Here is a 26,020-nt window from a genome sequence, read left to right on the forward strand (position 1 = left end):
GCCGGAGATCCGGCTCGTCCGGTTCCGATCTCAGGCCGGACGCCGTACGCGCTTGCCGCGACCGTTCTTGGTCTTGACGTCCAGAATCACGGCGGCCGCGATGATCAGCCCCTTGGCGATCTGCTGCCAGTAGGAGCTGACGTTCAGAAGGTTGAGGATGTTGTTGATCACGCCGATGATCAGCGATCCGATCATCGAACCCATGATCGTGCCGGTCCCGCCCATCAGGCTGGTCCCGCCCACCACCACAGCCGTGATCGCATCGAACTCGTAGCCAACGCCGCCAGCCGGTTGGCCCGAGTTGATCCTCGACATCAGCACGATGCCGGCGATCGCGGTCAGCACGCCGCTGTAGACGAAAGCCATCGTCGTCACGCGTCGCGTATTGATACCGGAGGCCAGCGCGGCGCGCGTGTTGCCGCCGGTTGCATAGACATAACGACCACAGCGCGTGCGATTCAGCAGCACCCACGACACCGCGAGCACGGCGATCAGGATCAGTACCGAGATCGGCACCGGTCCGACCGAGTCTTGGCCGATAACGGTGAAATCGCCCAGGTCGCTGACGGGCGCGCCGCCGGTATAGAGCAGGATGCCGCCGCGCGCCACTGTCGTCATCGCGAGTGTGGTAATGAACGATGGAATGCCGAACGTCGTGACGATGAAGCCGTTGACGAAGCCGACCACCACTCCCATCGCCAGCCCGGCCGCTATCGCCAGTGCGATGCTGCCGGTAAGCGACATCACGCTCGCCGCGATCGTGCCTGTCAGGGCCACGACCGCGCCCAGCGACACGTCGATCTGCCCGAGAATGATGATGAAGGTCACACCGCATGCGAGCAGGCTGACGACCACCACTTGCCGCAACACGTTGGTCAGGTTCGGAACGGTCAGGAACGCATCGCTGACCAGCGAAGCGAGCACCACGATGCCGATGAAGATCAGCATCGTGCCGTATTTGCGGTAAATCTCGGCCGGGCTCGCGCCCTTCAGCCAGGCCATGATGCCGGCTCGCGGCTGCATCGAATTTTCCTGCATGCTGTTCAACATCATTGACCTCCGGTTGCCAGTTTCATGATTCGTTCCTGCGAGGCCTCACCCCGGCTCAGCTCGCCGGCCACCCTGCCCTCGCGCATCACGATCACACGATCGCTCATGCCGAGAATCTCCGGCAGTTCGGACGAGATCATGATGATGGCCAGCCCCTGCTGCGCGAACTGCGACATCAGACGGTGAATTTCGGATTTCGCGCCGACGTCGATGCCGCGCGTCGGTTCATCGAGGATCAGCACCTTCAGGTCGCGCAGTAGCCATTTCGCGATAGCGATCTTCTGCTGGTTGCCGCCACTGAGATTGCCGGTAACGGTCAGCAGGTCCGCGGTCTTGATCTTCAGCATCTCACGCATCCGCGTGGCCTCGGCGCGCTCGCGGCGCACGTCGAGAAAGCCGCACCGAGAGAAACCCTTCAGGTTCGCGAGCGAGATGTTTTCCATCACCGAGCGGCACAGCACGAGCCCTTCGCCCTTGCGATCCTCGGATACCATCGCGATCCCGTTGCGGATCGCGACATCGCTGCCTGTGCCTTTGATCCGCAACGGCATGCCCTCGAGAACAATCTCGCCGTCGTCCAGCGCATCAAGCCCGAATATCGCGCGCACAACTTCCGTCCGCCCCGCACCAATTAACCCGGCCAGCCCGACGATCTCGCCGCGCCGCACGCTGAAACCGATGTTCGAGAACACGCCATGGCGCGTCGCGTTGCGCAACTCGAACACGGTTTCGCCGATCGGCGCGTCGAGCTTCGGGAAGATGCTCGAGATCGGCCGGCCGACCATCGCCGCGATGAGGCGGCTCTCGTCGTAGTCGCTGGCGTGGCCCGACTCCACGTAGCGGCCGTCTCGAATGATCGTGATGTCGTCTGCGATCCGGAAGATCTCGTCCATCTTGTGGCTGATGTAGATGATCGCGACACCGCGCGACTTCAGGTCTCGAATCTGCTCGAACAGCATGCCGACCTCGGTGTCGCTGATCGCCGAAGTCGGTTCGTCCATGATGACGACAGATGCCCGACGCGAAATCGCCTTCGCGATTTCGATCAGCTGCATGCCTGCCACGCTGAGTTCGCGCATCTTCTGGCGTGGCGTGTACTCGAGCCCGAGGCGATCGAGCAACGCTTGCGTATCGCGCTCCATGCGCCGGAAATCGATCATCCCGCGCGACAGTGCACCGAACGCCACATAGGTCGGCTCGCGACCGAGAAAGATGTTTTCGGCGATCGACATGTCGAGAACGGGGCTCAGTTCCTGGTGGATCATCGCCACGCCGGTCTCGAGCGCCGCCTTCGTACCGGCGGGACGATACGGCGCGCCTTTGAAACGGATCTCGCCCGAATCGACGCGATGCTCGCCGGACAGGATCTTCATCAGCGTCGATTTGCCGGCGCCGTTCTCGCCGACCAGCACGTGCGTGGTGCCCCCACGCACCCTGAGGCTGACTCGGTCGAGCGCGAGCACGCCTGGGAATGCCTTCGATACGTCCTGCATCTCGAGCACATATTGCGGTTCTTCGCTAGCCATGTGGCTGCTCCTCCTGGGCCGGCCGAGGCCGGCCCGATGGCATGCCGGCGAGACGTCCGCGCGACGCTGCGCATGGACGGTTCCGCCGCGGCGCGCCGGTGGCGCCCCGCATGCCTGTCTCCGTTGTGTTTCTTGGTCTGTCGCGTGCGCAGGGCCTTGCCGGGCCGAGACGGGCTAGCGGCTGATGGTCTGCTTCAGTGCATCGATCGACGTGGCGATACCGGCCTCAACCGACATCGTCATGTCTTCCATCTCGAGCGAAACCCAGTCGTTGTAGCCGGTCATGCGCACCACCGAGAAGAACTCCTTCCACCACTGGAGGTCCTTGCCGCAACCGACCGCCACGTAATTCCACGCGCGCCGGCCGACATCCTCGACCCGCTTCGTTTCGAGCAGGCCGTTGACGTCCACCATGCCGCGTTCGAGGCGCGCGTCCTTGCCGTGTACATGATGGATCGCGTCGCCGAGCGCGCGGGCCGCAGCGATCGGATCGGCGCCCATCCACATCAGGTGGCTCGGATCGAGGTTAAGGCCGACCATCGGACCGACCGCGTCGCGCAGCCGGAACAGCGTTTCCGGATTCCAGACCAGCATCGCGCTGAAGTTTTCCAGCGCAAACTTCTCAACGCCCGATTCGCGCGCCTGGGCAACCAGCGATTTCCAGTACGGAATCGCCACGTCGTTCCACTGATAGTCGAGGCACCCCTTGAGCGTCGCCGGCCAGCTCACCGTATAGGTGATCCAGTTCGGCACGCGATCCTCGGGGCTGGCCGGCGGCAGGCCGCTCATCGCGACGATCTTGCGGACGCCGAGTTCGCCGGCAAGGCGGATTGCCTTTTCCATGTCGGCCTTGTGCTTGGCGCCGAGCGCGCCGGGATCGAGCGGATTGCCCGACACGTTCAGCGCGGCGATTTCCATGCCGCGGCTCTCCAGCGCGGCAAGCAACGCGCGACGCTTGCTCGCGTCGGCCAGCAGTTCGTCGGTGCGGAGATGCGGCGCGGACGACCATCCGCCCGAGGTCATTTCCACACCGAAGACGTCCATTTCACACAGCGTGTCGAGCATCGCTTCATACGGCAGGTGGCCGAGGCTGTCCGTGCAGAACGAAAGTTTCATGGGGTTATCCGACTGTCTTGGTGGTGAGGTCCGGCACACCGGAACGTACCGGCGCGCCTCGGTGAAACATATCCGTGCGACGTCAGGCGTCGCGGTAAAGCGCCGGTTTCTCGTTCAGCGTCACGGCAACTTTCTCGCCGCTGCGTTGGGCCGCTACGCCCGCTTCGCAGCACGCCGCCGTGGCATAGCCGTCCCAGGCGGAAGGCCCGTCGATCGTGCCGTTGCGCGCGGCATCGACCCACGTCTGCACCTCGAGATCGAACGCAGCGCTGAATCGCTCGACGAAGGTCGGGGTGACCGACCCGCCCCACTGCCCGGCGCTGCGCACGTACGGGCCGCCGTCGTTGCCGATGTTGACGATGCCGTCCTCGAACACCGCCTGCGTGGCCACCTGATAGCCGAAGCGCGCGTTGACGAAGATCTCGACATCGGCGAGCACGCCGCTCACCGTTTCGATCAGGACCTGCTGCGGATCGTGCTGCCCCGGATGCGCATGTCGCGTCGGGCGGCCCAGCCGGACCTGCACCGACGCGATTTCATCGCCCGTCAGGAAGCGGATGCCGTCGAACTCGTGCACCACGGAATCGTTCACCAGCATCTGGCTCGTAAAGCTTGCCGGCGTGGTGGCGTTGCGATGCGAAAAATGCAGCATCAGCGTATCGCCGAGCCGTCGCGTGGCGATCAGCTCGCGCAGTTGCCGGTATTCGGCGTCGAAGCGGCGCATGAAGCCGACCTGGATCAGCTTGCGCCCGAGCTTCACCTCGGCTTCGACGACGCGCCAGGACGATTGCGCGTCGGGCGTCAACGGCTTCTCGCACAGGATCGGCAGCCCCTCGGACAGCACCTGCAGCAGCGTGGCTTCGTGCAGGAAGCCGGGGGTGGCAATAACGACCGCATCGCCCAGGCGATCCGCCAGAACCCGCTCGATCCCCGCCACCGCCACGGCCCCCGGCGCCTTGTCAGCGACGGCACGGGCACGGGCTGCGTCGATATCCACAACGGCCGAGACTTCGGCGCCGACGATGCGACGTGCGATGCGGTCGACATGATCGGCTCCCATCAGACCGGCCCCGACTACCGCGATACGAAGCTTCTTACTCATATATCGAATTCCTAAATATTTTCAGTTGACCTGCTTGTCGAAATGCCTGCATGTCATGCCCGACCGGCAGAGGTTCAAACGAACGAGACGAGTACGGGAGCGATGGCCAGGGCCGGCGGCGCTTGCGCAGCAAGCGGATGCGGTCGATTCATGTCTCCGGCGGCTCGATCGGTTCTCTCATGGCCGTTTTGGACCGTGAGTCTCGAGACCTCATTCGATTGTTCGGTATCGAAGTTTAGAGACGCACGATGCCGCTGCAACAACATTCGTGACCATAAATGGTCATGACATGCAGCATCGAACTGCCCCTGCCCAATGACCATAAATGGTCAATCTTTCTGTTGATGAGCAAGCACCGGACCTCGTAATTTATTGACGAACGCGACGTAGCCGACGCGACGAGCCGAGCCGGTTGGTTCCACGCTTGCGCCGCGAAAACAATGCTGGAGACACGTCCCTGCCCGCCGCGCATTTGCGCTCGCAGGCGAAGCGATGGCGTCGGCGCGGCGCGCCGATATCGCCTCGCGTTGCCTCCCTGCATTCATCCCTTTCCACTGCACGGATCATTCATGGGTCATATCAGGCTAACGATGGCGCAGGCACTCGTACGCTTTCTTGACAATCAGTATGTCGAGATCGACGGCGAGCGCATCAAGTTCGTCAAGGGCATCTTCACGATCTTCGGACACGGCAACGTACTGGGCCTCGGCCAAGCGCTCGAGCAGGATCCCGGCCGGCTCGTCGTGCATCAGGGCCGCAACGAACAGGGCATGGCGCACGCGGCGATCGGCTTCGCCAAGCAACGGCGCCGCCGGCAGATCTATGCGTGTACCTCGTCGGTCGGCCCAGGCGCGGCCAACATGGTGACGGCCGCCGCGACCGCCAGCGCCAACCGCATTCCGTTGCTGCTGCTGCCGGGCGACGTGCATGCCGGGCGGCAGCCGGACCCGGTGCTGCAGCAGATCGAGCAGACGCACGACCTGTCGATCAGCACCAACGATGCATTCCGTGCGGTCAGCAAGTACTGGGATCGCATCGTGCGTCCCGAGCAACTGATGAGCGCCTGCCTCAATGCGATGCGCGTGCTGACCGATCCGGCCGACACCGGCGCGGTGGTCCTTGCGCTGCCGCAGGATGTGCAGGCCCAGGCTTACGACTATCCGGAAAGCTTCCTCGCCGAGCGCGTGCACTACATCGACCGTCGCCCCGCCGCGCCGGAATCGATTGCGCGTGCCACTGCCCTGATCGCGCCGGCCACCCGCCCGCTGCTGATCTGCGGCGGCGGCGTGCGCTACGCCGGCGCCGCCGCCGAGCTGCGCCGCTTCGCCGAGCGCTTCGACATTCCGGTCGCGCATACGCAGGCCGGCAAGGGCGCGCTGCCCTGGGATCATCCGCTCAACCTCGGCGGCATCGGAGAAACGGGCTCGCTGGCAGCCAACGAGATCGCGCGCCGCGCGAACCTCGTGATTGGCGTCGGCACGCGCTACACCGATTTCACGACCGCATCGAAATGGTTGTTCCAGGATCCCGAGGTGCGGTTCGTCAACCTCAACCTCAACGGCTTCGACGCCGGCAAACTCGACGGCTTGTCGATCCAGGCCGACGCAAAGACCGGCCTGAGCGCGCTCGCCGCCGCGCTGGACGGCGCCGGCTACCCGCGCGACGGCCGGCACGGCTACCGCGACGAGATCGCACAGGCAATCGGTCGCCTGCGTGCGGAAGAAGAACGCCTGTTTGCCGTGACTTACGGCGCCGAGCATTTCGTACCTGAAATCGACGATCACCTCGATCGCGCGGTGCTCGACGAATTCGCGCGCATGACCGGCTCGTCGCTGACCCAGTCGCGTGTGCTCGGCGTGCTCGACCGCAAGCTGACCGAACGCGACGTGGTGGTGGCCGCCGCCGGCAGTCTGCCCGGGGACCTGCAGCGCATCTGGCGGGCCAAGGGTGAGGACAGCTATCACGTCGAATACGGCTATTCCTGCATGGGCTATGAAGTCAACGCCGCACTCGGCGTCAAGCTCGCGCAACCCGAGAAGGACGTGTTCGCGTTCGTCGGCGACGGGTCGTACATGATGCTGCACTCGGAACTCGTCACGTCGATCCAGGAAGGCCGCAAGATCAACGTCCTGCTGTTCGACAACATGACCTTCGGTTGCATCAACAACCTGCAGATGGAACACGGTATGGGCAGCTTCGGCACCGAATTCCGGCGCCGCAATGCCGACACCGGCCGGCTCGACGGTGCATTCGTGCCCGTCGATTTCGCCGCCAATGCGGCGGCCTACGGCTGCAAGACCTACACGGTGCGCAACGTCGACGAACTGGAGGCCGCGCTCGCCGATGCCCGCACGCAGCGCGTGTCCACCCTCATCGACATCAAGGTCCTCCCCAAGACGATGGTGCACAAGTACGGCTCGTGGTGGCACGTGGGCGTGCCGGAAGTTTCAACCAGCGAGCGCGTCGAGCGCGCCGCCGAACGGATGAAGACCGCACTCGCCACCGCCCGGCGCTACTGATTCGACCGAACCACCCGATGCGGGGCGCGCTCCCTGCCGCGTCATTCCGCCCTTTTCACGAGGAACCGACATGCGTATCGCACTTGACCCCTACATGTACCGCCATCTGCCGCTGCCGAAGATGGTCGAGAAAGTCGCCGAACTCGGCTACAGCTATATCGAACTGTCGCCGCGCGAAGACTTCCTGCCGTTCTACAAATATCCACGCGTCGACAAGGCGCGCATTCAGGAATTCAAAGCCGCGCTGCGCGACACCGGCGTGCAGTTGTCGTCGCTGCTGCCGCTGTATCACTGGGCAAGCCCCGACGAGTCGCTGCGCGAGGCGGCTGTGCGCAACTGGAAACGCGCGATCCAGGTGGCGGTCGAAATGGAATGCCCTCTGATGAACACGGAATTCAGCGGCCAGTCGAACCATGCACTCGCCAGCGAGAACCAGTTCATGCGCTCGATGGAGGAACTGATGCCCGTGTTCGAGCGCGAAGGCATCAGCCTCGACATCCAGGCGCATCCGTACGACTTCTGCGAGCGCAACAACGAATCCGTCGATATCGTCCGTGGCCTCGACAAACCCTGGCTCAACTATCTCTACGCGGTGCCGCACACCTATTTCTACGACGACGGCGTCGGCGACATCGCCGCGATGCTCGAATATGCGAGGCCGAAGCTCACGCACCTGATCATCGCCGACACCTACAACCATCGCGCGTCCTCGAACCTGCGCTACATCGTGAATCCCCCCGGCGTGACAGCCACCGTGCACCAGCACCTCGACATCGGCCAGGGCGAAATCGACTGGGACACGTTCTTCTCGAAGATTCGCGAGATCGGCTTCGACGGCATCGCGACCGTGGCCGTGTTCGCCTGGGAGGACCGGGCCGACGAATCGAGCCGGATGATGCTGGATACCGTCAAGCGCGGCCTCGGCCTCGCCTGACGTCCGGCACCGCTCATCCGCTCATTCGCTTATTCGCTCAGACTCAAGACGACAGGAACTCATCGTGCATACACCGACGCTCGCGTCCGAACGCCAGTTCGACCTGATCTGCCTGGGACGGCTCGCCGTCGATCTCTACGGCCAGCAGGTCGGCGCCCGCCTCGAGGACGTCACCAGCTTCGCCCGCTACCTTGGCGGGTCGTCCGCCAACATTGCCTTCGGCACGGCCCGGCTCGGGCTGAAATCGGCGATGCTCTCGCGGGTCGGCAACGACCATATGGGCCGGTTTCTCCTCGACGCGCTCAAGCAAGAGGGCTGCGACGTCAGCCAGATCCGCATCGATCCGGAACGCCTGACCGCGCTGGTCCTGCTCGGCCTCAAGGATCGCGACACGTTTCCGCTGGTGTTCTATCGCGAGAACTGCGCCGACATGGCAATCGACGAGCAGGACATCGACGAATCGTTCATCGCGTCGAGCCGCGCCCTGCTGATCACCGGTACGCATTTCTCGACCGAGCGTGTCCACCGCGCCAGCATGAAGGCGCTCGATTACGCGCGACGTCACGATGTCCGCACCGTGCTCGACATCGATTACCGGCCCGTGCTGTGGGGCCTCACCGGGAAGGCGGACGGCGAGACGCGCTTCATCGCGGATGGCAGCGTCAGCCGCCACCTGGGCGGCATCCTGCCGATGTTCGACCTGATCGTCGGCACCGAAGAGGAATTCCGCATCGCCGGCGGCCATGACGATCTGATGGCTGCACTGCGCGTCGTTCGCGAGGCCACGCCCGCCACTCTGGTGGTCAAGCGCGGCCCGCTCGGCTGCACGATACTCGACGGGGCGATTCCGGCGAGCATCGACGACGGCCGCTTGCATGGCGGCGTGCAAGTCGAGGTGCTGAACGTGCTCGGCGCCGGCGACGCCTTCATCTCCGGCTTCCTCAAGGGCTGGCTGACCGGCGCCGATGAAACCCGCTGCTGCGCGTACGCCAATGCTTGCGGCGCGCTGGTGGTCTCGCGCCACGCTTGTGCACCGGCCATGCCGACGACGGCCGAACTCGACTATTTCGTCGCGAATTCGGCCCGCATGGGCCGGCCCGACCGTGACCCCGCGCTGAACCGCCTGCATCGCGTCAGCCCGAACCGCAAGCCATGGGACGAGGTGCTCGGCTTTGCGTTCGACCACCGCGACCAGCTCGCCGACCTGGCGCGTCAAGCCGGCGCCGACGAACGGAAGATCGGCACGCTCAAGCAGCTCTTTGTCGAAGCCGTCGCCGAGACCGAGGCCCAAATCGGCGGCCAGGGCAAGATGGCCGTGCTGATCGACGACCGCTTCGGTCAGGATGCGCTCAATGCCGCCACCGGCCGCAACTGGTGGATCGGTCGCCCTGTCGAACTGCCGGGTTCGAACCCGCTGCGCTTCGAACACGGACGGTCGATCGGGTCGGCGCTGCTGTCCTGGCCGCGCGAGCATATCGTGAAGTGCCTCGTTCAGTACCACCCCGACGATGCCCCTGAACATCGGCTCGAACAGGAAGCGCAGTTGCAGGCGCTCCAGCAGGCGGTATCGGTCAGCGGTCACGAACTGCTGCTGGAAGTGATCCCGCCCAAGGATCGCCCCGCATCGCAGGACGTCGTGGTCCGCGCGCTGGAACGCCTCTACGATCTCGGCATCGAGCCCGACTGGTGGAAACTCGAATCGATGCCGGCTGAAACCTGGCGCCGCATCGACGCGCTGATCGAGGCGCACGATCCATATTGCCGTGGCGTCGTGCTTCTGGGCTTGAACGCACCGCTCGAAACGCTCGTGCAAGGCTTCATCGACGCTGCCGCCAGCCGGACCTGCCGCGGTTTCACGGTCGGCCGCTCAATCTTTTACGAGCCGAGTCGCGCCTGGTTCGCCGGCGAGATCGACGACCGCGAGGTGATACGCCGCGTGCGCGTGTCGTTCGAGACACTGATTCGCGTCTGGCGTCAGGCTCGGCCACAACAGGAGGCAGCATGAGCAATCTGCTGATCAAGGGGCGTGCAAGCGGGCGCGATATCGTCACGGTCACGCCGGCCAGCGCCGGTTGGCGCCACGTCGGTTTCGCCGCCAAACGGCTCGCGGCTGGCGAGCGGTTCGAGGTCGACACCGGCGGCGACGAACTCTGCATCGTGGTGCTGACCGGCACCGTGACGCTCACGACCGGCGATCGGGTCTGGCGCGACATCGGCGGACGACGCAGCGTGTTCGAGGACCGCTCGCCCCATGCGGCCTATGTGCCGCCGGGTCGCAACGTGTCGATCGACGCTGCCGACGCGGCCGAAATCGCGCTCTGCACGGCGCCCGCCACCGGCCGATACGACGCCCGCCTGATCGAGCCCGCGTCGATCGCGCGTTCGGTACGCGGCAGCGGCACCAATACTCGCTACGTCTGCGACATCCTTCCACAAACGGAACCGGCCGAAGGACTGCTGGTGGTCGAGGTGGTGACGCCAGCCGGCCACGCGTCCAGCTATCCGCCGCACAAGCATGACGTCGATGCAATCCCGGCCGAAAGCGTGCTGGAAGAGACCTATTACCATCGGCTCGACCCGGAGCAGGGGTTCGCATTCCAGCGTGTCTACACCGATTCGCGCGATATCGACGAAGCCTATGCGGTCGAGAATCACGACGTCGTGATGGTGCCGAAAGGCTATCACCCGGTGGTCGCACCGCATGGCTATCGCAGCTACTACCTGAACGTGATGGCGGGACCGAAGCGGGTCTGGCACTTCCGCAACGATCCAGCGCATGAATGGATGCTGACGAAGTAGTCGCCCGGGATGTGACGCCGGCCCTTGCGGGCCGGCTGGCATGCGTGGCGGACAACGGCAGACGACTGTCGGCAATGCGGTTCGGCCATGGGCCGCCCTGTGCGCACGTGTCGCGGCCGCTCAGTCGTGTGGGGAAAGATAAGGGCTGCGCCGCACATTCGCGGCGCAGAACACACCGAACTCGACAGGGCCGCCCGGCGGCGTGGCCTCGAGCACCCCGCAACCGTACAGCATGTGCTGCAACGCGGAAATCACCTGTGCGTCGGGATTCTGATCGATCACGATATCCATCGTGCCTTCGTCGATATAGACACGATGCTCGTCCAGCATCTCGTGACCGACCCACACCACCTTGCCGGCCACATCGAATTCCCTGAGCGCTGCGGCGATGCCCGCCGAACCGTAACCGCTGTTGTAGATGCCGACCAGGTCCCCCTGCTTCAGCGCCGGCAATACGGCGCGATAACACGCATCGGCATTGTCGAGCGTCTCGATTTCGACGCCCTGATACTCGAGCTCGGTTTCGGCCCCCTCGAGCGCCGCGCGAAAACCGGCGATCCGGTCGCGATGCGCGCCGAAACTGCGGCTTCCGCAAAGCTTGAGCACGCGCCCGGCCCGCTTGGCGAGCCGCCCGATGAAGTAGCCTGCGGTGCGGCCGGCGCCAACGTTATCGATCCCCGCGAAGTGGGTACGCGCAATCTCGCTGATGTCGGTCATCAGCGTCACCACCTTTTCGCCCTCGGCGATCGCATCGCTCAACGCCGCGCGCACGGGCGCGGTGTCGCGCGTCGTGATGATCATGCCGGCCCTGCGGTAGCGGCAATTGCCGATAGCATCGACCACCGCCCGATCCGATTCGGGAAGAATCAACCGATGCAGAACGATGCGTTTATCGAGTATCTGGGCCGAACGCTGCAATGCCGCGTTCAGGCGGCGAAAAAACGGCGTGTCGCCGTGAGAGAGGAGCACGTCGATATGAATCAGCCCGTGCCGGCAATCCGGTAGCACGCGGCGCACGCCTAGCCGGCGTGCCGCCGCGATCACCCGCTCGCGCGCCGATTCCGATACGCTGCCCCGCTCGTTGAGGACCCGATTGACCGTGGCCTCGCTGACGCCGGCCTCGGCCGCGATCTCGACGAACCGGGCGTCGCGCTTGCGCCTCGTGCCGGCTGGTGTCACAACCGAGTCCTCGCTCATCGTGCCTGCTCCGTGTCGCCGTACAAGCCGCGGAAATGCGCTTCGATCTCCTCGAGGCTGCGCCCCCGCGTTTCGGGCAGGTTGCGCCAGATGAACGCAATCGACATCAAGCCGATGGCAAAGAATACGAAGAAGGTGCTCGAAATGCCGGCGTAGGCGACCAGCGACGGGAAGCTCAGGCCGAGCACGAAATTGACCATCCACAGCACGCAACCGGCGACACCCACCGCGAAGCCGCGGATATGCAGCGGAAACAGTTCGGCCAGCAGCACCCAGCACACCGGCGCGATCAGCGCCTGCATGAAGCCCAGAAAGCAGGCCATGGCGGCCAGAATCAGGCCAGCGCGCAGAAAGGAAACGGGCAAGAACAGGGAAAAGAGACCGATCGTCAGCAAGGACAGCGTCGTGCCGCTCAGCCCGATGAGGAACATCGGCCGGCGCCCGAGCCTGCCGAGCACCTGGATGCCGACCAGGGTCGCCGCGACCGAAATCACGCCGTTCGCGACGTTGCCGATCAGCGCCGTCTCCCGTCCGAAGCCCGAACTCGTCAGGATCTGCGTACCGTAGAACATGATCGAATTGACGCCGGTCGCCTGCATGACGATGGCAATCCCGATCCCAACCCAAAAGACATGCCGGACCCAAGGCGCCGACAAGCCCGGTCCGTTACGACGGACCGGATGGGTGTTGCGCTGCTCCGCGTGGCGAATCGAATCGAATTCGTGCCGCGCGGCCTGCGTGTCGCGCACCTGTTGCAACACCTTCCAGGCCGCGTGCAGCTTGCCCTTCGACGCCAGCCAACGCGGGCTTTCCGGCATCACCAGCATGCCGAACCACAATCCGACCGCCGGCAGCGTCGCGACGGCGAGCATCCAGCGCCAGACGCCATGCTCGCTGCCCCACAAGCTGCCGATCACCGCATTGACGATGAACGCGATCATTTGCCCGGACACGATCATCAGCTCGTTTTGCGTGATGATCTGTCCTCGGCGATGCGCGGGCGCCAATTCGGCCAGGTAGGTCGGCACGCAGATCGACGCCCCGCCGACCGCGATGCCCAGCACGAATCGCGAGGCAATGAGCAAGTCGACGGTCGAGGCGAAGGTACTGGACAACGCGCCACCGAGGAACAGGACCGCCAGGAGCATGATGCTCATCCGCCGCCCATAGCGGTCCGCTACCAGGCCCGAGGCCACGGAGCCGAGCACGGCGCCGAGCAGCAGCGAACTGGTGACGAGCCCCTCAGTGAGCGGTGTCAGCCCGAGATCCTGGGTCATGTATGCCAGCGCCCCATTAATGACCCCGGTGTCATAACCGAACAGCAGGCCACCGAGCGTCGCGATCATCGCGATGAACCGCATCGACCGGCGCGCCTGAGCGGGCTGGGCCGCCGAGGACGAAGCGGGTTCGGCGGACGTGAGCGTCTCACAAACTTCCTGCATCAGTGTCTCCATGATTTGTATGTTTCATCGCATCGTCCCGGCTGCAATCGCTGCCTGTGCCGCGGCTCGGGCAGCGCCAATGCAGCACAAGCCCGTGAGCCTCCACGTCGAACCGGTCATTCGCCGGGCCGACGGCGGTCATCGTGCCGGACGCCAAGGGAGACTTAACCGTAGACAAAGCGGCATGGACGTGCAACGCGACCGTTGACCATTTTTGGTCAATGATGCCGTGACGTGAACTGCCTGCCCAGCTCTACCGCTGCGTTCCAGCTTCGGGTCGCGGCCATTCGAGTTGGAGGAAGTGATGACGACTCTGGAACTGCATCAGCAGAGTGTTTCGGCCATCGCCGCTCGACTGGGTATGGATCGCAAGATCGTTGGCAATACATCGCATGGTGATGGCTCATGGCACCCGGTCGGAAATGGGGAGGGCACCGCCACCCCTTCAATCGGCGCACCGTACGCACCTGCGTCGCCTTTAGTGGCTGCACGCCGAACGCGGTTTCATAAATGACGCTCCGCCCATTGATTTTTGAGACGAACGGTCTATTATTCGCCCATGGACGTTCGAACCGATCAGCCTCGCCGCCGCGGCAGGCCACCGAAACAGCACGAGGACCTCGTCGCCACGCGGGACATGCTGTTGCGCACCGGCCTCGAGATCCTCACCGAAAAGGGCTTCTCGGCCACCGGGCTCGACGAGATCCTCGGGCGCGCCGGCGTGCCGAAGGGCTCCTTCTATCACTACTTCGACAACAAGGAAGCGTTCGGCCTCGAACTGATCGACCGCTACGCCGATTTCTTCGCGCGCAAGCTGGACCGCCATTTGGGCAATACGGCGCACGCGCCGCTGCAGCGCGTGCAGGCATTCGTCGACGACGCGCGGGACGGCATGGCCCGCTACGCGTTCAGCCGCGGCTGCCTGATCGGCAATCTCGGACAGGAAATGGGCGCGCTGCCCGAAAGCTTCCGCGCACGGCTGCGTGCGACGTTCGAAGATTGGCAACGTCGCCTCGCCGATTGCCTGGCCGCCGCGCAGCAAGCCGGCGAACTGGCCGCTTCGGCGGAACCGGCCGAGCTGGCCGCGTTTTTCTGGATCGGCTGGGAAGGCGCCGTGCTGCGCGCGAAGCTGGAGCGCAGCGACGTGCCGCTGGCATTGTTCGCCCGGTTTTTCTTCAATGGATTACCCCGCCGCTGAATTTTTTTGCCATTAACTAGACGATCGGTCTAGAAAGGAGGACGGATGTTCCAGGGCATCGTGATCGACAAGGACGAAACCGGCCAGCACGCGCGGCTGCACACGCTGGACGACGCGCAGTTGCCCGCCGGCAACGTGACGATCCGCGTGGGCTATTCGACGCTGAACTACAAGGACGGGCTCGCGATCACCGGCAAGAGCCCGGTGATCCGCAAGTTCCCGATGGTGCCGGGCATCGACCTGGTCGGCGAAGTCGAAGCGAGCACGCACGCGGATTACCGTCCCGGCGACCAGGTCGTGCTGAACGGCTGGGGCGTCGGCGAAACGCATTGGGGCGGCCTCGCGCAGAAGGCGCGGGTCGACGGCGACTGGCTGGTGCCGCTACCCGCCGCGTTTTCGCCGCAACAGGCGATGGCGATCGGCACGGCCGGCTACACCGCGATGCTGTGCGTGATGGCGCTGGAACGGCACGGCGTGCGCCCGGACGACGGCGAGATCGTCGTGACCGGCGCGGCAGGCGGTGTCGGCAGCGTCGCCACCGCGATCCTCGCGCGGCTCGGATACCGGGTCGTCGCCGTGACGGGCCGCCCGGCCGATGCCGACTACCTGCGGCAACTCGGCGCGGCCGACATTCTGGATCGCGCGTCATTCAGCACACCCGGCAAGCCGCTCGGCAAGGAACGATGGGCCGGCGCGGTCGACGTGGCCGGCAGCCACGTCCTCGCCAACGTGTGCGCGACCACGCGATACCGCGGCGTGGTGACGGCCTGCGGCCTCGCTGCGGGTATGGATTTACCCGCGACGGTCGCGCCATTCATTCTGCGCGGCGTCACGCTCGTCGGGATCGACAGCGTGATGTGCCCGCGCGCCGAACGGCTGGAAGCCTGGCGCCGGCTCGCGTCCGATCTCGACGTCGAGAAGCTGGGCGCCATCGGTCATCAGGTCGGCCTCGCCGACGCCATCCCGCTGGCCGCGGAACTGATCGACGGCAAGGTGCGCGGCCGCATCGTCGTCGACGTCAATGCCTGACCGCCCTTCGTGCCACTTTATCCAGGAGAATTGAAATGAACGCGTCCCACCCGAAGCCGTGAGAGCAGAAAGAAGGGGTGGATCCTCACGGGCCGACGGCATCAAAGTGCCCAGGTGGAAAATGCATGCATTTCCCGGCAACCGGAGGATCCACGATGAATAGTATGACCGTGGGCGTAGATATCGCCAAGCAGGTTTTCCAGGTGCATTACGTCGATCAGGCAACTGGAGAAATCGTGAACAAACCGATCAAACGGGCGAAGTTTCTCGAGTACTTCGCGAACCGTGTGCGATGCCTGATCGGGATGGAAGCGTGCGGCGGTGCGCACCACTGGGCTCGACAACTGCGGCAGATGGGTCACGAGGTCAGACTGATGCCAGCGGAGTTCGTGAAGGCATTCAACATCCGCAATAAGAACGATGCGGCGGATGCGCGGGCGATCTGGCTGGCGGTGCAGCAACCGGGCAGGCCAGTGGCGGTGAAAACGGAAATGCAGCAGGCGATGCTGGCACTGCACCGGATGCGCGAGCAGTTGGTGAAGTTCCGCACGATGCAGAGCAACGGATTGCGCGGGCTGATGACGGAGTACGGCGAGGTGATGAGCCGTGGCCGAGCGAAGCTGGACCAGGAAATACCCATCGCGCTTGACCGGCTCGAGCAGCGCCTGCCGGCAGCGCTGATCGATACGTTGCGTGAACAGTGGAACGGGTTGGCGAGGCTCGACGAGCAGATTGCCGAGATCGAACGTCGGATGCGCGAATGGAAGAAGGAAGACAAGGCCGTTGCGGCGATCAGCGAGATACCCGGCGTGGGCTTGCTGACGTCGACGGCGGCAGTGGCGATGATGGGCGACGCGAAGGCGTTTCGCTCAGGACGCGAATTCGCCGCGTGGGCAGGTTTGGTACCGAAGCAGACGGGCTCGGGCGGCAAGGTGAACTTGCACGGCATCAGCAAGAGGGGCGACACCTATCTGCGCACGCTGTTGATTCACGGCGCGCGAAGCGTGTTGAACCATGCGAAAGAGCCGGGCCCATGGGTCGAGCAGATGAAGAAGCGGCGGCCAGCAAATGTAGTGATCGTGGCACTGGCCAACAAGATGGCACGGACGATCTGGGCGGTACTGGCCCATGAGCGGCCGTACCGGAAGGACTACGTGAGCGTGAAGCCAGCCTGAAATCGGCCACGCGAGGTAGAAAATCAACGTTTAACACAGGGTGAACGTCGAAAGGTTGCGCAGGAATCGAGTGTGATGACAAGCCAGGTAGGACCGGGACTCGCTAAACCTGTATGAGGTGACGGGCTTCGAGCTCGCCAGGAGAATGAGGCGCGAGTCAGCGAATTTCATAGGGGCCCGCAGCGGCTGCACCAGCTGCATCAAGGCCGGATATAGAGCTGCAGCCCATCCTGTCCGTCGAAACACGAGAAAACTGTTGCAAACGGGACGCGTTCATATAGACCTCATGATCACTTCAGACAATGCACCCGTCAGCCGCTTCCCCGTGCCGGCGCTCGAAGACCTGCCCGACGACATTCGCGAACGCATCGCGGCCGTCCAGGAAAAGTCGGGCTTCATCCCGAACGTGTTCCTCACACTCGCGCATCGCCCGGACGAGTTTCGCGCATTCATGGCGTACCACGACGCGCTGATGGACAAGCCGGGCAACCTCACCAAGGCCGAACGGGAAATGATCGTCGTGGCCACCAGCGCCGTGAACCAGTGTCAGTACTGCGTGATCGCACACGGTGCGATCCTGCGCATTCGCGCGAAGGACCCGCTGATCGCCGACCAGGTCGCGACCAACTACCGCAAGGCCGACATCACCGCGCGACAGAAGGCGATGCTGGACTTCGCGATGAAGGTGTCGCAGGCCGCGCATCAAGTGGGCGAAGCGGATTTCGACACGCTGAAAACGCACGGCTTCACCGAGGAGGACGTGTGGGACATCGCGGCGATTTCGGCGTTCTTCGGGATGTCGAATCGCATCGCGAACGTGACGAACATGCGCCCCAACGCGGAGTTTTACGCGCTGGGACGCTGAGCGCGCGACGGCAACGGCAGCGGCGACGGCTCGGCGATCCCGGCGGACAGCGCCCCTCTTCGGTCGGCCGCCGCGCGCCCCGGCGCAACATCAACGCGGCACACCGCCGCCGCGCGCCGCGGCCCTCGCGCCTACTCGACCTGCTTCAACGCGTGCAGCCCTTCCGGCAGCGTCGCATCCGGAAACTGCGTGGACAGCGTCGCATCGCGCCACCGCGCCGCCTCTTCCGCGCGCTGCCGCTCCGCCTGCTCGCAGACGAACAGCGCATCGCCGCCGAGCAGCAAACGCAGCGGCACGTCGTCGCGGCGCGACAGCTCGACGATCAGCGCCGCGATCCGGGCGGGATCGCCGACCTCGTGGCCACCGTACGCGCCGAGCAGGTCGAGAATCTTCCCGACCGACGGCCGATAGTCGGGCAGCAGATCGTCGATGCCGCGCTTCGCCTGCGCGGCCCATTCGGTACGCATCCCGCCCGGTTCGAGCGTGCACACGCGCACGCCGAACGGCGCGACCTCCTTCGCGAGCACGTCGCTGAATCCGCCGACCGCCCACTTCGCGGCCTGGTACGCCGACAATCCGGGCGTCGCCGAGCGCCCGCCGACCGACGACACCTGGAAGATGTGCCCGGCGCGCTGCATGCGCATCGTCGGCAGCACCGCGCGCGTCAGGTTGATCACGCCGAACAGGTTCGTTTCGATCTGATCGCGGAAGACGTCGGCGCCCGTCTGCTCGAACGGCGCCGTATGGCCGTAGCCCGCGTTGTTCACCAGCACGTCGATGCGGCCGAACGCGGCGCGTGCCGCCGCGACGGCTTGCGCTGCCGCCGCTTCGTCGGTGACGTCGAGCTCGACCGGCAGCACGCGGTCGCCATGACGCTCGGCCAGATCGGCCAGCCGCGCCGGATCGCGCGCGCCGGCCACCAGCCGGTCGCCCGCCGCCAGCACCGCTTCCGAAATCGCCCGCCCCAGGCCGCGTGCGGCCCCCGTTACCAACCAGACTTTCGACATTTTCCGCTCCTTGATCACGATGAAACGATGAAAATGAATGATTACTCACTCATTAATATGGGCGACGTATCGATCCTTGCCGACCTGTATCGCCCTGCCTGAAACCGTCCTGCCTTCCGTCGTGCGGCACGCGCACCGCCTTATGCCGCCACGACGGCCAAACCCTTCCGTCACCTCGTTCGCGTCACGCTCACACCGCGTGCAACACCGCCCACAGCGCGCGAAACCCTGCTTCCCGGTAAGCATCGGCCCGCGCCGGATCGCGTGCGATCGACTCCATCGCGGTTTCCGCGATCGACGTAAACAACGCCGAGCAGAACGCATGCGCTTCGTCGCGGTTCAGCGCGCCCGAGGCGGCGACCTGCTCGCGCAGCAACGCGCCGATCCCGCCGAAGCCTTCCGAGCCGGCCGCGCGATGCGCGTCGTCGATGCGCCCGCTCACGCCCAACTGCCGCAACGCGCGCCGGCCGTCCGGATTCGCGACGCCCCACGACACATAGCCGTTCCACGCATGCCGCAGGGCCTGCTCGGCCGGCGCATGTTCCGGAAACCCGGTCATCATCGCGTCGCGCATGTCGGCCTTCAGGCTCAGGTACAGCGCGTTCAGCAACGCATCCTTGGTCTCGAAGTACGTGAACACCGTCCCTTCCGCCACGCCGGCGAGCCTCGCGATGCGCGCGGTCGTCGCGCTCGGGCCGTCCTCGGCGAGCGCACGCGCGGCCGCGGCGAGGATGGCTTCGTGCTTGTCGGGACTGCGCGGTCGGGCCACGTTGATTCCTTTAATGAGTGAGCGCTCAATCATAATCGAGCGAAAAGGAGAAACGCAAGTCCTGTTACATCCTGGGGAACGCATACGCAATCCATCAAAACGGTGCACTATTGCGTTTTGCCGTACCGGCGCCGGCCATCCGGTGCCCGATGCCTCGACGTTCGTTTCACGTTCATCGTTTCAAACCGCGAACCTCCCATGACGAATCAGCCTTCCCAGACCGCGGCCGACCGGCCTGTCGACATGATCATCTTCGGCGGCGGCGGCGACCTGGCCGCCCGCAAGCTGTTGCCCGCGCTGTACATGGCGCACCTGCACTGCAATCTTCCGCCCGAGACGCGCATCATCGCCGTCGGCCGCCGCGACTGGGGCATCGACGGCTATCGCAAGTTCATGGACGAGCAGTCGCGCCCGTTCATCGACGAGAAGGCGTTCGACGCCGGCGCGTGGAGCCGCTTCCTCGACCTGTTCAAGTACGTGCTGATCGACGTGAACGCGCCGGACGACTACCTGCGGCTCGCCGAAGCGGCGCGCGGCGACGCGATCCGCGTGTTCTACCTGTCGACGTCGCCGGAGCTGTTCACGACGATCTGCGACAACCTGTCGGCCGCGCACCTCGTCGACGCGCACTCGCGCGTCGTCCTCGAAAAGCCGCTGGGCCACGATCTCGCGTCCGCGAAGGCGATCAACGATGCGGTCGGCAAGCACTTCGAGGAATCGCAGATCTACCGGATCGACCACTATCTCGGCAAGGAAACCGTGCAGAACCTGATGGTGCTGCGCTTCGGCAACCCGATCTTCGGGCCGCTGTGGCAGGCGCCGAGCATCCGCAGCGTGCAGATCACGGTCGCGGAAACGGTCGGCGTCGGCAGCCGCGCGGGCTTCTACGACCATACCGGCGCGCTGCGCGACATGGTGCAGAACCACCTGCTGCAACTGCTGTGCATCGTCGCGATGGAGCCGCCCGTGTCGCTCGACCCGGACGCGGTGCGCGACGAGAAGCTGAAGGTGCTGCGTTCGCTGCGGCCGATGGCGCTGTCGGACGTCGCGCGCGACACGGTGCGCGGCCAGTACACGGCCGGCGCGGTCGACGGCCAGCCGGTCAAGGGCTATCTCGAGGAAGACAACGTGCCGGCGGACAGCCGCGCGGAAACCTTCGTCGCGCTGCGCGCGCACATCAACAACTGGCGCTGGGCGAACGTGCCGTTCTTCCTGCGCACCGGCAAGCGGCTGCAGCGCCGCCAGTCGGAAATCATGATCGAGTTCGCGGACATGCCGTTCTCGATCATCCCGACTGGCCCGCGCCATTACAGCAACCGCCTCGTGATCCAGCTTCAGCCGGAAGAGTCGATCCAGCTGCAGATGCTCGCGAAGGAGCCGGGCAGCGGGATGAACATGGTGCCCGTGAGCCTGAACCTCGACCTGCAGCAGGCGATTCCGGAGCGGCGCGCGGAAGCGTACGAACGGCTGCTGATCGACGTGATCCGCGGCCGCCTCACGCACTTCATGCGCCGCGACGAGCTCGAAGCCGCATGGTCGTGGGTCGAGCCGATCCTCGACGGCTGGAAGCAGCTCGGCGACCGGCCGCGGCTGTACACGGCCGGTACGTTCGGGCCGGCGGCTTCGTCGGCGCTGCTCGCGCGCGACGGGATGTCGTGGGCCGAAGAGGCGTAATCGCAACCCGACGGCGTGCCGCCGCGCGGCACGCCCGTTCCCGAAGCGCAGCGCCGCCTGCGCTACGCCGCTACTGCGACAGCAGCCACGTCGGCTTGCGCCGCGCCGGCGCATCGCCGGCGCTTCCGGCGCCGAGCACCTCGATCATGTAATCGACGAACGATGCGATCCGCGACGAGATCGCGGTGTTCCGGTAATACACCGCGTTGATCGGCTGCTCGACCTCGAGCGTCTGCCGCGCGAGCACCTGCACGAGCCGCCCGGCCTCGCGATCCTGCGCGGTCACGAAATCCGACAGGCACACGACACCCGTGCCCTCCAGCGCGAGCTGCCGCAGCGTCTCGCCGCTCGACGACCAGACGCCGGGCTCGATGCGGTAGGGCTCGCCGTCCGTGCCGAGGATCGGCCATACGTTCAGCGATTCGGGCTGCGTGAAGCCGAGCAGCGTGTGCTTCGCGAGATCCTCGACCTTGCGCGGCTGGCCGTGCGCTTCGATGTAGGCAGGGCTCGCAAGGATGCGCACCCGGCTGCTGCCGATGCGCCGGCTGTGCAGCGTCGAATCCTTCAGCCGGCCGATCCGGATCGCGACGTCGGTGCGCCGCTCCAGCAGGTCGATGATGCCCTCGTTGCTGTTCAACTCCAGGTCGACCTTCGGAAAGCGTTCGCGGTAGCCGCGCACGAGCGGCACGATCACGTGCAGCATGAACGGCGTCGCGGCGTCGACGCGCAGGCGCCCGGACGGCATCTCGCGCCGCGCGAGCATCTGCTCTTCCGCGTTCTCGACCGATTCGATGATCGCGCGCGCGTTCTGCAGGAATGCGCGCCCTTCCTCGGTCAACTCGAGCCGGCGCGTGGTCCGGCGCAGCAGCGTGGTCTTCAGCTTCTCCTCGAGCCGCGCGAGCGTGCGGCTCGTCGCCGACACGGTGAGGTCGAGTTGCTGGGCGGCGGCCGTGATCGAACCGGTGTCCACCACGGCGGCAAAGGCCTGGAGTTCGTCGAGGGTGATCTTCATTGTTGATTTGAAATCAAAACAATTTGGTTTATAGACCAGTTTTTCAGCAAAAGTAAAGCCGGCACACTGCGATCCGTTCCTACTGAAACCCGGATCCCGTCATGCCACTCGCGTTGCTTGCGCTGACCATCAGCGCCTTTGCCATCGGCACCACCGAATTCGTGATCGTCGGGCTGATTCCGACGATCGGCGCCGACCTCGGCGTCAGCCTGCCGTCAGCCGGCCTGCTCGTCAGCCTGTATGCACTGAGCGTCGCCATCGGCGCGCCGCTCCTCACCGCGCTCACCGGCCGCGTGCCGCGCAAGGCGCTGCTCGCCGGGCTGATGGCGCTCTTCACCGTCGGCAACCTCGTCGCGTGGCAGGCGCCGGGCTACGAATCGCTGATCGTCGCGCGCGTCCTCACCGGCCTCGCGCACGGCGTGTTCTTCTCGGTCGGCTCGATCATCGCGACCACGCTCGTGCCGAAGGACAAGGCCGCGAGCGCGATCGCGACGATGTTCAGCGGCATGACCGTCGCGTTCGTCGCCGGCATTCCGCTCGGCACGTTCATCGGCCAGCACTTCGGCTGGCGCGCGACGTTCCTGATCGTCGCGCTGTTCGGCCTCGTCGCGTTCCTCGGCGCGGTCGCATTCGTGCCGCGCGGGCTGCCGCAAACGCCGCCGGCGCCGCTCGCTCGCCAGCTGCGCGTGCTGGCCCAGCCGCGCTTGCTGCTCGTCTATGCGATGACCGCAGTCGGTTACGGCGGTTCGCTGATCGCATTCACGTACATGGCGCCGCTGCTCGAACAGATCGCCGGCTTCACGCCGTCGCAGGTCAGCCTCGTGCTCGTCGGCTACGGCGTATCGGTCGCGGTCGGCAACGTGTGGGGCGGCAAGCTCGCGGACGCCGTCGGCCCCGTGAAGGCGCTCAAGCGGATCTTCCTGCTGCTCGCGATCGTGCTGCTCGCGCTGACCTTCACGATCCACGTGAAATGGCTCGCGGTGCTGACGATGCTCGCGTGGGGCGCCGTGGCGTTCGGCAACGTGCCGGGGCTGCAGGTGTACGTCGTCAAGCAGGCGCGCCACTTCGCGCCGGACGCCACCGACGTCGCATCGGGCTTCAACATCGCCGCCTTCAACCTCGGCGTGGCCGGCGGGTCGTCGCTCGGCGGCCTGATCGTCGCGAACGTCGGCCTCGGCCACACGCCGTGGATCGCCGCCGCCGTCACGCTCGGCGCATTTGCGCTCACCGCGTTGAGCGGCCGTCTCGACCGCCGCCACGGGCTGCCCGAACGCACGGCCGAACCCGTCGAACTCGCCCATTGAACGTCACCTTTGCAGGAGCCACCAGCATGAACGCATCGACCCCACGTCCGCCGTTCGCCGGCAAGACTTTCGAAGTCCGTTACGACGGCCTCACCGCGCTCAACGCGTACGACGAAGACGGCCGCCACATGCGCTACGAAATCACCGAAGGCCCGTACGCGGGCGCGAAGGGCGAAGTCGAATACACGTGGCAGCCCGTCGCCGGCGAGACGTACGCGATCTCGTGGCAGGAAGCCGATCGCGCCACCGTCGTGCATATCGACGATTTCGCCGCCGGGACGTCGCGCTCGTTCTTCACTGCGTCGTCGCTCGATTTCTACCGGCTCGACGGCAGCCTGCGCGCGGTCTGAACGGAGCCCGACCATGTCCACTTCACTCGACATGCTCGCCGACGGCGGCTTCAGCATCGGCATCGAACTGCCGCTCGACAACGACTGGACCGCGTCCGGCAACGCGAAACGCCGGCATGACGGCCGCCACCCCGGCGTGCCCGATCTGGAAATTCACGCGGAACTCGCGCAACTGGCCGACACGCTCGGTTTCCGCGCGCTCTGGGTGCGCGACGTGCCGCTGTACGACCCGTCGTTCGGCGACGCCGCGCAGGTGTTCGAAACGTTCTCGTATCTCGGCTACCTCGCCGGTGTCACGCGCGACATCCTGCTCGGCACCGCGGCCGTCGTGCTGCCGCTGCGCGAACCGCTGCTCACGCTGAAATCGGCCGCGACGATCCAGGAATTGAGCGGCGGGCGCCTGCTGCTCGGCGTCGCGAGCGGCGACCGGCCGGTCGAATATCCGCTGTTCGGCCGCGACTTCGCCACGCGCGGCGCGAACTTCCGCGACCAGATCGCGCTGCTGCGCGACGGCGCGCGCGGACATCTGCCGCCCGGCCTGGAAGTGCTGCCCGCCGCCCGTTCGCCGGTGCCGCTGCTCGTCGCGGGCCTCGCGCAGCAGACGCCCGCGTGGATCGGCGAACACATGGACGGCTGCCTCGCGTATCCGGGCACGCCGGCCGATCACCTGCAGCGCGCCGCGAACTGGCGTGCGGTGGCCGGCGACAAGCCGTACGTGAGCTTCATCCACCTCGACCTCGCGGAAGATCCGCACGAACCGCTGCAGCGGCACCGCTTCGGCGCCCGGGCGGGACGCGTCGCGCTGACGGAGGAACTCGCGGCGATGCGCGACGCGGGCGTGCGGCACATCGGCCTGCATTTCCGCCGCAACCGGCGGCCGCTCGACGAGACGATGGCCGAGATCGCGGCGGACGTGCTGCCCGCGTTCCCGCCGAACAAGAATCCGCAGGCGCGCGCCGCATAAGGCCGGCCACGGCCCGCACGCGCCCGCGATACGCTCAATATTTGACTTAAAATCAAATATCTTTGGCATCTAAAGGCGTTTATTTCATCAGTATCACGCGCCAGAATGACTCGCATACCGCAACCGTTCCCCTCTCCCAGGAGCACATGATGAGCAAGATTCCCGCATTCGGCCTCGGTACGTTCCGCCTGCAAGGCCAGGTCGTCATCGACTCGGTCCGCAACGGCCTCGAAGTCGGCTACCGCGCGATCGACACCGCTCAGATCTACGGCAACGAAGCCGAAGTCGGCGAAGCGATCGCCGCATCGGGCGTACGCCGCGAAGAGCTGTTCCTCACGACGAAGATCTGGGTCGACAACTACGCACCGGACAAGCTGGCGGCCAGCCTCGCGGAAAGCCTGCGCAAGCTGCGCACCGACCATGTCGACCTGACGCTGATCCACTGGCCGGCGCCGGACAACGGCGTGTCGATCGACGCGTTCATGACCGCGCTGGCGGACGCGAAGGCGAAGGGACTTACGCGCCAGATCGGCATCTCGAACTTCAACATCGAACTGACGAAGGAAGCGATCGCGGCCGTCGGCAAGGACGCGATCGCGACGAACCAGATCGAGCTGAGCCCGTACCTGCAGAACCGCAAGCTGGTCGAGTTCCTGAACGCCGAAGGCATCCACGTGACGTCGTACATGACGCTCGCGTACGGCAAGGTGCTCGGCGACCCGGTGATCGGCGCGATCGCGCGGCGTCGCGACGCGACGCCGGCGCAAGTCGCACTCGCATGGGCGCTGCAACTCGGCTACTCGGTGATTCCGTCGTCGACCAAGCGCGAGAACCTCGCGAGCAACCTGCTCGCGCAGACGCTGCGCCTGACCGACGAAGACATGGCGCAGATCGCCGCGCTCGAACGCAATGGCCGCGAAGTCGACCCGGCCGGCCTCGCGCCGAAGTGGGACTGAGCGCGCCGCGCCCTCATTCGATATGACCCGCT

The 26,020-nt window shown here is 65.5% G+C and carries 22 protein-coding genes; 13 read left to right on the forward strand and 9 right to left on the reverse strand.

Features of this window, described 5'->3' with window-relative positions:
* Window positions 1-30: 30 nt before the first annotated feature.
* The 4 genes from CFB46_RS17925 to CFB46_RS17940 form a co-directional block, all read right to left on the reverse strand.
* Window positions 31-1,053, reverse strand: coding sequence for an ABC transporter permease (locus tag CFB46_RS17925; RefSeq protein WP_218827929.1), 1,023 nt, complete (start codon window positions 1,051-1,053; stop codon window positions 31-33).
* Window positions 1,050-2,576, reverse strand: coding sequence for a sugar ABC transporter ATP-binding protein (locus CFB46_RS17930; RefSeq protein ID WP_089500702.1), 1,527 nt, complete (start codon window positions 2,574-2,576; stop codon window positions 1,050-1,052). Before CFB46_RS17930 ends, CFB46_RS17925 begins: the two co-directional genes overlap by 4 nt.
* Window positions 2,577-2,750: 174 nt before the next feature.
* Window positions 2,751-3,692, reverse strand: coding sequence for a sugar phosphate isomerase/epimerase family protein (locus CFB46_RS17935; protein WP_089500703.1), 942 nt, complete (start codon window positions 3,690-3,692; stop codon window positions 2,751-2,753).
* Between the two features lie 82 nt (window positions 3,693-3,774).
* Window positions 3,775-4,794 (reverse strand): Gfo/Idh/MocA family protein, encoded by a 1,020-nt coding sequence (locus CFB46_RS17940; protein WP_089500704.1) that lies wholly within the window; start codon window positions 4,792-4,794, stop codon window positions 3,775-3,777.
* 569 nt (window positions 4,795-5,363) lie between these two features.
* Between CFB46_RS17940 and iolD the strand changes: the two genes are divergently transcribed.
* The 4 genes from iolD (at window position 5,364) to iolB (ending at window position 11,046) form a co-directional block, all read left to right on the forward strand.
* A complete protein-coding gene (gene iolD, locus CFB46_RS17945; protein WP_027781577.1) occupies window positions 5,364-7,313 on the forward strand; it encodes a 3D-(3,5/4)-trihydroxycyclohexane-1,2-dione acylhydrolase (decyclizing) in 1,950 nt (649 codons plus the stop codon).
* Between the two features lie 70 nt (window positions 7,314-7,383).
* Window positions 7,384-8,247, forward strand: a complete 864-nt coding sequence (locus tag CFB46_RS17950; RefSeq protein ID WP_027781578.1) for a sugar phosphate isomerase/epimerase family protein — start codon at window positions 7,384-7,386, stop codon at window positions 8,245-8,247.
* A gap of 64 nt (window positions 8,248-8,311) precedes the next feature.
* A complete protein-coding gene (locus CFB46_RS17955) occupies window positions 8,312-10,252 on the forward strand; it encodes a bifunctional 5-dehydro-2-deoxygluconokinase/5-dehydro-2-deoxyphosphogluconate aldolase (protein ID WP_089500705.1) in 1,941 nt (646 codons plus the stop codon).
* Complete coding sequence (gene iolB / locus CFB46_RS17960) at window positions 10,249-11,046, forward strand: 5-deoxy-glucuronate isomerase (protein WP_027781580.1); 798 nt, start codon at window positions 10,249-10,251, stop codon at window positions 11,044-11,046. Before CFB46_RS17955 ends, iolB begins: the two co-directional genes overlap by 4 nt.
* A gap of 120 nt (window positions 11,047-11,166) precedes the next feature.
* Here the strand turns inward: iolB and CFB46_RS17965 are convergent, their stop codons facing one another.
* A complete protein-coding gene (locus CFB46_RS17965; RefSeq protein WP_027781581.1) occupies window positions 11,167-12,243 on the reverse strand; it encodes a LacI family DNA-binding transcriptional regulator in 1,077 nt (358 codons plus the stop codon).
* A complete protein-coding gene (locus CFB46_RS17970) occupies window positions 12,240-13,697 on the reverse strand; it encodes a sugar porter family MFS transporter (RefSeq protein WP_227789675.1) in 1,458 nt (485 codons plus the stop codon). The genes CFB46_RS17965 and CFB46_RS17970 overlap by 4 nt, the downstream gene beginning before the upstream one ends.
* Before the next feature lie 547 nt (window positions 13,698-14,244).
* Here CFB46_RS17970 and acuR point away from each other — a divergent pair.
* The 4 genes from acuR to CFB46_RS17990 all read left to right on the forward strand — a co-directional run bounded on the left by acuR (window position 14,245) and on the right by CFB46_RS17990 (window position 17,952).
* Window positions 14,245-14,883: an acrylate utilization transcriptional regulator AcuR gene (gene acuR / locus CFB46_RS17975; RefSeq protein ID WP_089500707.1), complete on the forward strand. Its 639-nt coding sequence runs from the start codon at window positions 14,245-14,247 to the stop codon at window positions 14,881-14,883.
* Window positions 14,884-14,928: 45 nt separating this feature from the next.
* Window positions 14,929-15,912, forward strand: a complete 984-nt coding sequence (gene acuI, locus CFB46_RS17980; protein WP_089500708.1) for an acrylyl-CoA reductase (NADPH) — start codon at window positions 14,929-14,931, stop codon at window positions 15,910-15,912.
* 155 nt (window positions 15,913-16,067) lie between these two features.
* A complete protein-coding gene (locus CFB46_RS17985; RefSeq protein ID WP_027781481.1) occupies window positions 16,068-17,087 on the forward strand; it encodes an IS110 family transposase in 1,020 nt (339 codons plus the stop codon).
* A 286-nt stretch (window positions 17,088-17,373) separates the two neighbouring features.
* Complete coding sequence (locus CFB46_RS17990) at window positions 17,374-17,952, forward strand: peroxidase-related enzyme (protein WP_089500709.1); 579 nt, start codon at window positions 17,374-17,376, stop codon at window positions 17,950-17,952.
* A gap of 131 nt (window positions 17,953-18,083) precedes the next feature.
* Here CFB46_RS17990 and CFB46_RS17995 read toward each other — a convergent pair whose 3' ends face one another.
* A complete protein-coding gene (locus tag CFB46_RS17995; RefSeq protein WP_089500710.1) occupies window positions 18,084-18,959 on the reverse strand; it encodes an SDR family NAD(P)-dependent oxidoreductase in 876 nt (291 codons plus the stop codon).
* A 190-nt stretch (window positions 18,960-19,149) separates the two neighbouring features.
* A complete protein-coding gene (locus CFB46_RS18000; protein WP_089500711.1) occupies window positions 19,150-19,728 on the reverse strand; it encodes a TetR/AcrR family transcriptional regulator in 579 nt (192 codons plus the stop codon).
* Between the two features lie 198 nt (window positions 19,729-19,926).
* Between CFB46_RS18000 and zwf the strand changes: the two genes are divergently transcribed.
* Complete coding sequence (zwf, locus tag CFB46_RS18005) at window positions 19,927-21,402, forward strand: glucose-6-phosphate dehydrogenase (RefSeq protein WP_089500712.1); 1,476 nt, start codon at window positions 19,927-19,929, stop codon at window positions 21,400-21,402.
* A gap of 70 nt (window positions 21,403-21,472) precedes the next feature.
* Here the strand turns inward: zwf and CFB46_RS18010 are convergent, their stop codons facing one another.
* The gene (locus CFB46_RS18010; RefSeq protein WP_089500713.1) at window positions 21,473-22,414 is read right to left on the reverse strand and encodes a LysR family transcriptional regulator; all 942 of its coding nucleotides are present in this window, start codon (window positions 22,412-22,414) and stop codon (window positions 21,473-21,475) included.
* A gap of 101 nt (window positions 22,415-22,515) precedes the next feature.
* On the opposite strand from CFB46_RS18010, the gene CFB46_RS18015 reads away from it, so the two are divergent.
* The 4 genes from CFB46_RS18015 to dkgB all read left to right on the forward strand — a co-directional run bounded on the left by CFB46_RS18015 (window position 22,516) and on the right by dkgB (window position 25,988).
* Window positions 22,516-23,718 carry an MFS transporter gene (locus CFB46_RS18015; RefSeq protein ID WP_027781589.1) on the forward strand — a complete coding sequence of 401 codons (1,203 nt, stop codon included), beginning with the start codon at window positions 22,516-22,518 and terminating at the stop codon, window positions 23,716-23,718.
* A 26-nt stretch (window positions 23,719-23,744) separates the two neighbouring features.
* Window positions 23,745-24,068 carry a MoaF-related domain-containing protein gene (locus CFB46_RS18020; RefSeq protein ID WP_027781590.1) on the forward strand — a complete coding sequence of 108 codons (324 nt, stop codon included), beginning with the start codon at window positions 23,745-23,747 and terminating at the stop codon, window positions 24,066-24,068.
* A 13-nt stretch (window positions 24,069-24,081) separates the two neighbouring features.
* Window positions 24,082-25,032 carry an LLM class oxidoreductase gene (locus CFB46_RS18025; protein ID WP_089500714.1) on the forward strand — a complete coding sequence of 317 codons (951 nt, stop codon included), beginning with the start codon at window positions 24,082-24,084 and terminating at the stop codon, window positions 25,030-25,032.
* Between the two features lie 149 nt (window positions 25,033-25,181).
* Complete coding sequence (dkgB, locus tag CFB46_RS18030; protein WP_089502238.1) at window positions 25,182-25,988, forward strand: 2,5-didehydrogluconate reductase DkgB; 807 nt, start codon at window positions 25,182-25,184, stop codon at window positions 25,986-25,988.
* Window positions 25,989-26,020 lie beyond the last annotated feature (32 nt).

Origin of the sequence: Burkholderia sp. HI2761, assembly GCF_002223355.1 — a bacterium.
Classification (GTDB): Bacteria; Pseudomonadota; Gammaproteobacteria; order Burkholderiales; family Burkholderiaceae; genus Burkholderia.